Genomic DNA, 10753 nt, shown 5'->3' with positions numbered 1-10753 from the left:
ACGAAATGAAAAAAAGATACCCACAAGGTGGGTATCACAACTGTCAGGTTGTTGTCCTCCTTATGGGTACCATTTTAAATTTCTGAATGGCTTTTTTTAGTTAAAAGCTTTTTTTCTTAGTATCATATAAGTAATAAGATGTGCTGCTGCAGTAACAACCCATGTTACTGGATATGATAAATAAATAGAATTAAGTGTATGGAAATATTGGAAGATAGTAAGAATCCATAAGACTCTTAGTCCACATGCACCTATTAAAGATACAATCATAGGAATAGTAGAATAGCCTAAACCTCTTAATGAACCAACTATGACATCCATCCAGCCACAGATGAAATAAGGGACACATATATACAATAATCTTTCATGTCCATAGGCAATAGCTTGTACATCTGTTGTATAGATACGAATGAGTTCATCCGCAAAGAAGTAGACAAGATTACCTAAAACAAGTCCTACAACTGTGACTATTCCAATACATAATGCAAGGACTCTATCGACTCTCTTTCTATCATTAATACCATAGTTCTGACTTGTGAAAGTGACACACGCCTGATAGATGGCATTCATAGACTGATAAACAAATCCTTCAAGTGATCCTGCTGCGGCATTGCCTGCCATCGCAATAGAACCAAATGAGTTAATAGATGACTGAATCAGAATATTAGAAATAGAGAAGATAGCACCCTGTAATCCCGCAGGTAAACCAATCTTGAATATCTGAATCACTTTATCTTTATGAAACTTTAAAGCATGAATATCTAAATGAATGACAGTACTTGTTTTCATCAAGCAGTTAATAATAAGAATTGACGAAACAAGTTCAGCCGTAAATGTCGCAAGTGCGACACCAGCTACATCCATCTTGAATATAATAACGAATATTAAGTTTAATATGACATTCACAACACCCGCTATAATAAGGAATATAAGTGGTCTTTTTGTATCACCAATGGCACGTAATATGGCAGCACCAAAGTTATAAAGTGCAACAAAGGGCATACTTACAAAATAGATACGTAAATAGGTTGTTGCAAGATTGATGACATCATCAGGTGATCCCATCGCCTCTAGAATTATTCTTGCGCATGTCACACCAATAATCGCAAAGACCAAGCCAAAGACAATTGCGAGTAGTATGGCAGAGTGTACTGTTTCATGGGTATCTTTGTCTCTTTGTGAGGCAATAAAACGTGCGACAAGTACATTGACCCCGACAGATAAACCAATAAATAAACTCACTAATAGATTGACAACAGAAGATGTAGAACCTACTGCCGCAATAGAACGTGGACCAGCAAACTGTCCTACCACAATAACATCTGCTGCATTAAATAATAACTGCAGCACCCCTGAAAACATTAATGGTATAGAAAATATTAAGATCTTACCAAGTAATGGACCGTGCGTCATGTCCATTTGATATTGATCTTTCTTCATGGAATCCCCTCCTCATGACTATAGTCTAACACAATAAAAAGAAAGTCGTTGAGAAGTTTCAAAAAGTGTAAATGAAAGTAACACTTTTTTTTTAGAGAACCATTCGTTATAATTGTTTTGGAAAGAGGGGAGTGAAAAAATGATATTTCACGAAGTTGAATTATCTCATACTAAAGAAATTATGGATTCATATGAAGTGAATCCTATTATTGCGAAATATGTAGAACATAGAGGCTTCACAAAAGAAGACTATGAAGCACTCAACACACCATTCTATTATAACTTTACAGATTTAGAGAATGGTGAAACAGCATTGAATCTCATTAAAGAAGCATGTGCTTCTAAGTCTAAGATTCATATTTGTATCATGAGTACAGAACTACATCATTTATTAGAAAGTGCAATGATTTTCCTGGGTGTCTTAATGGCTAAAGGGAAATCAGCTTTTGAATTTTTTGATGGTCCTCAAGATGATTTTGGGCCTGGTCTTCATATTATCTTAGGCAATCAGTTAGAAGTAAGAGATGGTGACAATGTATATCCATTAGTACCTGGTGGTCACTATAAGGATGAAGATGTTGCACAGAGTTTACTTGTATTACAGCTTATTAATACATTACTTGGTAAAGAAAATCAGTATTTAGCTTCTCTTGCAGGTATTGGTATTCAGGCTGAAGAAGTTCCTCTACGTAACTCTAACCGTTATCATTTAAAGAAGACTTTAGGTTTATTAAATGATTGTCGTTTTGATGCGATTGAGTTTGTTGCTTTAACGCCTAAGACAAGACAGAAAAACAATATGCGTCAAAGAGAATTCAAGAAGACATATAATGAAAGTGTTATGTCTGGTTCTATCACAAATAAGATGGCACATTATCTTAGTTCTTTAAATAATGCGAAGAAGATGGTTAAGTACCTTATTTATGGTTGTCCTGGTACAGGTAAGTTCCGTTCTGTTGCACCTATTGCGGATGAAATTAATGCAGGATACTTTATTAGTGATGAATTCCATGATGATGATCGAGTAAGAGATGTGATTCCATTAGAAATTTCAGACTTATCTAAGACAAATATAGAAGAATACTTACAGGTATTATCACCATTTGGAAATGGACAGGAAAAGACTCCTATCTCTATTGAAGGTTTAGTCATTCATGAAGCACCTGTAAAAGATTATTTTGATCATATCAAGTTAAGTTTCTTTATTCCTAATGTAGGTGGTATTGATACAATCATCTATAATCCAAACTATAAAATTAAGCAGTTTAAACAAGGTCAGAAAGTAAAGATTGTAGGTACATTATCTATTAATGACTTTACTAGCCTTATGACAATTAACGCAGTACAAGTGGACATTCTTGATTAAGAATGTCTTTTTTTGTGTATAATTATAAGAAAGGAGTGAACATATATGACAATAAGAGACATCATAGACTTATTAGAGTCACAAGCTGAATGGGTGAATAGAAGCTGTACAAGAGATCGTATATTGTTTGGGGATGATCAAACAGAAATAAGTAAAGTCATTACTTGTTGGGTTGCGACTAATAAAGTGATTCAATATGCAATAGAACATGATATACATTTTATTATTTCACATGAGAATCCCTTCTATCTCGCATCTACATCGTTACCTACACTTATATATAAAGCACAAAAAGAAAAAGAAGCATTATTAAAGGAAAATAATATTACTATTTATAGATGTCATGATTTATGGGATGTCTATCCCGAATATGGCATTAGAGATAGCTGGGCTAACACATTAGATCTAGATTTTGAAGAATCACATGATCATTCTTACTATAGATATACTCATGATATCAATATGACAGTAGAAGAATGTGCACAGCATATTATTAATAGAATAAAACCTTACCACCAGCAAGGTATAGAAATGATAGGAGATAAGACGCAAATAATACATAGATTAGGCATAGGTACAGGTGCTTGTACAGATGTATTTGAAATGTATGAAGAAGGTGCAGATGCATGTTTAGTCAGTGATGATGGTGTGAGTAACTGGATAGGTGTCCAGTGGGCAGTAGATCATGATATTCCACTTATAGTGATTAATCATATGACATGTGAAGCACCAGGTATGGAACATATGGTAGAGTATTTATCTAAACAGTTTCCAGAAGTGACTTTTACCTTTGTATCCAATGATTATGGTATATATCATATGGATGTATAAGCATTTTTAAGCACGAATTTGAAAAAAATGAAGTATAAAAACAATTCATGATATGATAACTGTAGGGGAGGGATACGATGAATTGTTTTTTTAATGCCTTATTCATGTTTATTAATAATCCAGAAGTACGTGATATCAACTATCAGATTGCCTTAGGACTATTAGAGAATGGACATGAATTAGATTATTTAACTATTAATGAACTCGCAGAAAGATGTTTTGTTTCTACTTCTAGCTTAAATCGATTCTTTCGTATTTATGGCTATAAGAAGTATATGATCTTTAAAGCATTATTTTCTAGTCATATGCGTATTCGCTATGTACAGATACAAAATAGAATCAATGATAAAGATTATGAGATGCTTCATAAGGTATTTTCTAGTATTCTTAAATCAGAAGATTATGAAAGACTCATAGATATGTCATGGATTAAAGAAGTATGTGAGATGATTTATAATAGTAAAAGAGTAATACTTATAGGTTCTGATGAGATGGCTAGTTACTTTTCTAGAATGCAGATAGATTTCTATGTAATGGGGAAGCTTGTTGTAAAAGATAGTATATATAAAACAAACTTCTTTACTCCTGAGAAAGATGATTGTGTCATATTATTAAGTATGGAAGGAAGAATTGTAGACTTAAATCCTTGGTTACTTAATAAAATGAAAGAGAATAATCCAAAGATGATTACTATAGGACATTATGATTATTTGCAGGATGCTTATGGTCTTACAATTCCTCAAGGCTTAGATGAAGTATTAGAGAATATGATCCTGGATTATTATATACAAGAAATTACATACTATTATGCGGAGAATTACTTATGATATTAGAACAGTTGAATATGTTAGATAGTATATCGGATAGAGAAAGCCATACTTATCGTATTACACATTATCTATTAGAAAATCGTCATTCTATTATTGAATATAAAGTAAATGATATATTAAAAGACTTAGATATTTCTAAATCAACATTGAGACGTTATTCTATTGATTTGGGCTATAAGAATTTTACTGCTGTTCAATATCAGCTGTATTATGAGTTGTCTACGAGACCACTTTATCGTTCCTGCCAGTATGATGAGTCACTTTGGGATAAGATTAAAGATAAGAAAAGAATCGTTGTTTTAGGAGATGAGAGTTCTCTTGCACCATTACTTGTCTATAAGCAGATTTTCCGAGATACAAAAATACCTATAGATTTTCAGCTGTATCAATCTCTTCCTATGAAACAGCTGATACAGCTTAATGTGACATCGGATGATATTGTATTCTTTGTCTCTCTTTTTCATTCTAATCTAGGATTTGAATTAGGATATCTTGATGAATATATTACTTTAATGGAATCATTGGAACAAAGAAATATAGAACATATCTACATAGGGAAAGTCGCAAAGAAGAAGGAATTAAATGAAAACTATATAGAAATTGATGAGAGATGTATAGCAGATAGAATACATCATCTCTGTATGATTTTTGAAAATATATATGGAATCTTAGATAATATACAAATGTAGTTCTATTTATGAACCCTTTCTGTTTTAAAAAAATAATGGTTATAAAATAAAAACTAAAAACGTTTTATGCAATCGATTTCATATGCTCTTTCTGATATATTAATTACAGGAGGAAATGGACATGAAACAGATGAAACATGTATTTTCAGTTGTTGTAAGTGTTGCAATGATGGTTGCAATGGTGTTTGTAGTTCCTGTTCAGGCAGCAGGTAATTATGTAGCTCAGTTATATGGTAAAGTCACAGATGCTGGGCAGGTAGTCAATAAAGTTGTAATTGACTACGGTGATGGTGTAAAAGTATCTGGCGCTGATAAAGATACTTATACAGTTCATGCAACTAACTATGTACAGATTGGTTCAAATAACGGGAAAGTTTATAGTGATGCTGATCGTACTATTGAAAAGGTAGAAGTTGCAGGTGGTAAGGTAACACTTTATATGAATGAATCAGAAGGTGCTACTTTAACTTGGTTATCTGAAAGTAGAAACTATCCAGGTAAGATTAATTATACTATTGCTCAGAATGAAGCTTTAAAAGCAACTTCAGTAGATGGTAGAGACTTAGAAGATATCACTGGAGAAATCACTTGTGATAATACTGTTATTGATGAAGAAACAGCAAAGTTCACTTCAGTTAAAGGCTCTCAGGGAATCAACTATCAGTTCCATGAAGCAAAAGGTGCTGATAAGTTAGTTGTTTGGTTCCATGGTAATGGTGAAGGGGACTTAGAAGGTTATAATACTCAGAATAACGTTGCTCAGATGCTTGCAAATAGAGGTACTGTTGCTTGGGCTACTGATGAAGCTCAGAACATCTTTGGTGGTGCTCATGTAATGAGTTTCCAAGCACCAGCTACTTGGTACTATGCTCAAAGAGATAATTTATTAGAAAAAGCTAAAACAGAAATCGAAGAAGTTATTAAGAAATACAATATTAACCCTAATAAGGTTGTAGTAAGTGGATGTTCAGCTGGTGGTTATATGACTACTAGAATGTTGATTGCATATCCTGATTTATTCTCTGCAGCTATGATCAACTGTCCAGCATTAGATACAGCTGCAATTAGAGGTGGAGAAACTCCTACTGATGAAGAATTAGCTAGCCTTAAGAATTCTAAGACAGCTATCTGGTTAGTACAGGGTAAGACAGACTCTAGCGTTAAGTCAGAAGTATGTTCACAGAGAATCTTTAAAATCTTAACTGATGGTGCTGAATTAACTACTACTCGAGTAGAACAGGAATTCAATTCAAGCTTCACTACTAGTGAAACTAAAGATGGTAAATATAAATTATCATTATATGATACAGTAGATTTAGAAGATAAAGTTGACTCATTAGGTGAAACTAGACCTTGTGGTAAACTTAAATTTGAAGAAGATTATAATTTAGATGGTGTGAAAGAAACAGTTAAATACAGTGACCATTGGTCTTGGATTTATACTTTAAGAAATAACCCATCTGATGCATCAGGTACTCATATCTGGAATTGGGCAGCTACATATATGAAAGATGCTACTCCAGTAGAACCTGAAAAGCCTACTACTCCAGAAAACAAACCATCAACAGATAAAACAGATAAGACAGACACAACAAACAAAACAGATACAACAAACAAAACTGAAACTACTACTAAGAAGGATCCAGTAAAGACTGGTGATACAACTACATTTGCAGCATATATCGCAATGTTTGTAGTAGCCGCTTTTGGAATCATTCTTATTAGAAGAAAAAGAGCTTAATACGCACTAAAGCAGGTCCGAGGGGACCTGCTTTTTAATACTCTTTACTAGCTGCAATTAGATAATGTCTCGCATTCGCACTTCTTACTTGTTTTGCACGTTGTAGTAGACATTCTTTTTTTAGTTCTTTATTGTCTATGAGTTCTAATAATTGTAAGGCTATTTGATATTGTGAATGAGACATACAGTCTTTAATCTTCTCTAATAGTTTTTCTTCACCAATAAGATCTAATAATACACTATTATATTCTTGATTGCTGACAGGTAATAAATGGATAGGATCACCATCAAACCATCCTACATAGCCTGTATAAACACTTTTAACAGCCCATTCTACAGTTCCATAATATTCCTGCAGGTAAGGTGAGTTCTTAAGTTCTTCTGGTAATGAAACAGTTTGTACTGTTTCATCTAGAGTAAGACCTTTATTAATACAGTCTAGGGTATTAAAGAGAATATATTCGATAGCTTCTTTAAACTGACCTACTTGGTTCTGGATTAATTCTTTGTTTAATAAAGGATGTATATGCCCTGGTAATAGAACTTTTGCATCAAAAGAAAGAATAAGGTCTAAAGAATCAATCCATGTAGCAAGGTCTCTGTATTGTGTACCTCTAATAGCATATAATGCTGGAAAAACAGCATAATAGTTATCACCCGTACAGAGAACCTGATCATCATTGATCCAGATACAGATTTGATCATCAGTTTCTCCTGGTGCTCTATATAACTCTAGATGTATACCATCAATATCTCTTATGACTTTATCTTCAGTATATAAAGTAGTAGGAGAGATAAAATCATAGCATCCATGACCAGTAACCTTACCTTCTCTTATACCAATACCTTGGCATATTGCTTCTTCATTTGTAAGAGTATATCCATGTTGATATGTTCCTCTTTTTCTTAATCCTTCATCAATCTTTTCATAATACTTTAAAGGTGTTTTAAATGGTGTAAAAGCTATGATTTCTTCTACAGTATCTCTAAAAGTACCTGCACCACCTCTATGGTCTGGATGACCATGAGTATAGATTAATGTTTTCACTGGTTTATCTGTATACTTTCTTAAGTCATTCAATAAGTCTTGTGAATATTCATTAGAGTCTAGAGTATCTATTAAGATAACAGAACTATTACCTATAATAGCAGTTGCATTACTATGACCATAGGAATAGAAGAATAGAATGTGATCATTGATTTCATAGAAATGTTTTTTAAATGTTTCTTGTGTATGTTTGATTAATAGTTGTTCACTCATGTTAAATACCCTCCTATATGTATTCTACTAGAGAATTAGATAGGAGGGTAGTAGGCACTTTGAGGTAAGTATTAGAGGCTCATGATTTCATTCGTTAGTTTGCTGAAGGTAGATTATATTTAAAAAGATTTTTTATGTGCTATGATTTTGAGAAATCACAATAAATGATTCAATGAAATAATGAGAAAAAGTATCAATATAATAAAATAATGATATTAAGCGTGGAATTTAGTTTATTAAGCCCAATTAATGAGAAAATTCCCATTTATCATCAAAATATATTGACACTATTTCACAACAAGAATATAATCATATATGTAAACTCTTACAAGTGATAGAAAGGACATTGTTTATGGAAAAATTAAAAGCTTTTTTTGACAAGTTTCAAAAAGTGATGGAAGAAAAAGTTGTACCAGTAGCAACAAAGATTGCTTCACAAAGACATCTTGCCGCATTAAGAGATGGTCTTACAATTTTAATTCCACTTACAGTTATTGGTGGTATTTCACTTATGATTGCGAACCCACCAGTTGATTTAGAGGTTATGAAACCTACTAATTTCTTCTTTAGTTTTTTAATCGCATGGAAGACATGGGCTACTCAGTGGTCTTCAATTCTTACAATTCCATTTAACTTAACAATTGGAATCATCTCTGTATATGTAGTGCTTGGTGTATCATATCGTTTAGCACAGCATTATGAAATGGAAGCTTTCCCAAATGCGATTACAGCATTATTTACTTTCTTATGTATTGCAGCAGTTCCACAGACTATTAAAGATGGTAGTTATATCAATTTAAGTGGTCTTGGTTCTGGTTCTATGTTTGCAGCTATTATCGTTGCACTTGTTGTAATTGAAATTAACCACTTCATGATTGAGAAAAATATCAAAATCAAAATGCCAGCCGGTGTGCCACCTATGGTTGCTGGGCCATTCGAAGTCTTATTGCCAATGGTTGTTGATATTTTATTCTTTATCTTCTTAGATCAGGTATGTATTGCAACATTAGGATCAGGTCTTACAAATCTTGTATTTACTGTTTTCTCACCACTTATCTCAGCGACTGCATCACTACCATCTATGTTATTTATTGTATTATTAACAGTAGTATTCTGGTTCTTCGGTATTCATGGTGATAACATGGTAAGTGCTATTACTACACCAATTTTCACTGGTAACTTAGTTGCTAACTTAGCTGCATATAATGCAAACAAAGAAATTCCAAACATTATTGCAGGTAACTTTACATTTATCTTTGGATTAGCTATTGCTTATCTTGCAATTCTATTTAACTTGAACTTTGTATGTAAGAATAAGAGATTACGTTCACTAGGACGTTTAGCAATTCCATCATCAGTATTTAACATCAATGAACCATTAGTATTTGGTGTTCCAACAGTATTAAATATTCTAACATTCATTCCAAGTATGATTTGTGTTGCTATTAATTTAGTTGTTGCATATTTATCAACAGCTGCAGGTCTTATGAGTAAGACATGTATGAGTGTTCCTTGGACTTTACCTGCACCTCTATATGCATTCCTTTCAACTATGGATTATCGTGCTATTATTATTTGGTTTGTCTTATTTGCAATCAACATTATTGTCTTCATTCCATTTATGAAATCTTATGATAAACAGATGGATTTAGAAGATGAGAAATTATCTGAACAGGGAGAATAGGGTTATCCTATTCTCCAGGTTTTTTAAAGGAGGACATATGAGAGTTAGACAAATTTTAGATTTATTAGAATCACACGGTGAGTGGGTCAATAGAAGTTGTACAAGAGACCGTATTCTATTTGGTGATGATCAAAAAGACGTGAATAAAGTAGTTGTTTGCTGGGTTGCTACTAAAGAAATTATTCAGTATGCAATAGAACATGATGTGCATTTTATTATTACACATGAAAATGCATTCTATATGGCATCAACATCACTTCCTACAGCTGTTTATAAAGCACAGAAAGAAAAAGAAGCCTTATTAAAAAAACATGATATTACGTTATATAGATGTCATGATTTATGGGATTTATATCCAGAATATGGTGTAAGAGATTGCTGGGCAAAAGTATTAGATTTAAAATTCGAAGAGTCGCATGATTATTCATTCTTAAGATTTGCGAATGATGTAAATATGACAGTCGAAGAATTAGCACACCATATCATAAAGCAAATCAAGCCTTATTATCAGTATGGCATTGAAGTGATTGGTGATAAGAATAAAAAAATAAATAGATTAGGAATAGGTACTGGAGCATGCACAGATGTTTTTCAAATGTCTGAACATGGAGTTGATGCCTGCTTAGTAAGTGACGATGGTATCAATAACTGGACTGCAGTTCAATGGGCGATGGATAATGACTTACCTCTCATTGTTATTAACCATATGACTTGTGAAGCACCAGGAATTGAATGTCTTGCTAAGTATCTCAATGAACAACTTCAAGAAGTGTCATTTACTTATGTTCCTAACAAATATGGTATTTATCATATAGAAAAATAAGCATCTCTTAATGATATGATGACCTCCCAGTAGACAGTGTAAATAATTAAAAGCACTGTTTGCTGAGGAGGTTTTTCTTATGGGAAGA

The 10753-nt window shown here is 32.9% G+C and carries 9 protein-coding genes; 7 read left to right on the top strand and 2 right to left on the bottom strand.

Annotation, left to right across the window (positions count from 1 at the left end; all coding sequences use genetic code 11):
• Positions 1 to 96: 96 nt before the first annotated feature.
• Positions 97 to 1440, bottom strand: a complete 1344-nt coding sequence (locus tag EAI80_RS09975; RefSeq protein ID WP_129981902.1) for an MATE family efflux transporter — start codon at positions 1438 to 1440, stop codon at positions 97 to 99.
• A 139-nt stretch (positions 1441 to 1579) separates the two neighbouring features.
• Between EAI80_RS09975 and EAI80_RS09970 the strand changes: the two genes are divergently transcribed.
• The 5 genes from EAI80_RS09970 (at position 1580) to EAI80_RS09950 (ending at position 6897) form a co-directional block, all read left to right on the top strand.
• Complete coding sequence (locus EAI80_RS09970) at positions 1580 to 2806, top strand: hypothetical protein (RefSeq protein ID WP_129981901.1); 1227 nt, start codon at positions 1580 to 1582, stop codon at positions 2804 to 2806.
• Positions 2807 to 2851: 45 nt separating this feature from the next.
• On the top strand, positions 2852 to 3637 hold the full coding sequence (locus tag EAI80_RS09965; protein ID WP_129981900.1) for a Nif3-like dinuclear metal center hexameric protein: 786 nt from the start codon (positions 2852 to 2854) through the stop codon (positions 3635 to 3637).
• Between the two features lie 77 nt (positions 3638 to 3714).
• Positions 3715 to 4464 carry a MurR/RpiR family transcriptional regulator gene (locus EAI80_RS09960; protein ID WP_129981899.1) on the top strand — a complete coding sequence of 250 codons (750 nt, stop codon included), beginning with the start codon at positions 3715 to 3717 and terminating at the stop codon, positions 4462 to 4464.
• Positions 4461 to 5156 carry a hypothetical protein gene (locus EAI80_RS09955; protein ID WP_129981898.1) on the top strand — a complete coding sequence of 232 codons (696 nt, stop codon included), beginning with the start codon at positions 4461 to 4463 and terminating at the stop codon, positions 5154 to 5156. The genes EAI80_RS09960 and EAI80_RS09955 overlap by 4 nt, the downstream gene beginning before the upstream one ends.
• Before the next feature lie 121 nt (positions 5157 to 5277).
• The gene (locus EAI80_RS09950; RefSeq protein ID WP_238634560.1) at positions 5278 to 6897 is read left to right on the top strand and encodes a prolyl oligopeptidase family serine peptidase; all 1620 of its coding nucleotides are present in this window, start codon (positions 5278 to 5280) and stop codon (positions 6895 to 6897) included.
• A gap of 34 nt (positions 6898 to 6931) precedes the next feature.
• On the opposite strand, the gene EAI80_RS09945 is transcribed toward EAI80_RS09950, so the two are convergent.
• Positions 6932 to 8158, bottom strand: coding sequence for an alkyl/aryl-sulfatase (locus EAI80_RS09945; protein WP_129981896.1), 1227 nt, complete (start codon positions 8156 to 8158; stop codon positions 6932 to 6934).
• Positions 8159 to 8510: 352 nt separating this feature from the next.
• Here EAI80_RS09945 and EAI80_RS09940 point away from each other — a divergent pair, with 352 nt between their 5' ends.
• Entirely contained in the window at positions 8511 to 9842 is a 1332-nt protein-coding gene (locus EAI80_RS09940; RefSeq protein WP_129981895.1) for a PTS transporter subunit EIIC, read from the top strand.
• A 37-nt stretch (positions 9843 to 9879) separates the two neighbouring features.
• Positions 9880 to 10665 (top strand): Nif3-like dinuclear metal center hexameric protein, encoded by a 786-nt coding sequence (locus tag EAI80_RS09935; RefSeq protein ID WP_129981894.1) that lies wholly within the window; start codon positions 9880 to 9882, stop codon positions 10663 to 10665.
• Positions 10666 to 10753: the final 88 nt, after the last annotated feature.

The organism is Catenibacterium sp. co_0103 (genome assembly GCF_004168205.1).
GTDB classification, from domain to species: Bacteria; Bacillota_I; Bacilli_A; order Erysipelotrichales; family Coprobacillaceae; genus Catenibacterium; species Catenibacterium mitsuoka_A.
Note: the sequence above shows the minus strand (reverse complement) of the source record. Positions and strands in the feature narration are given on the sequence as shown.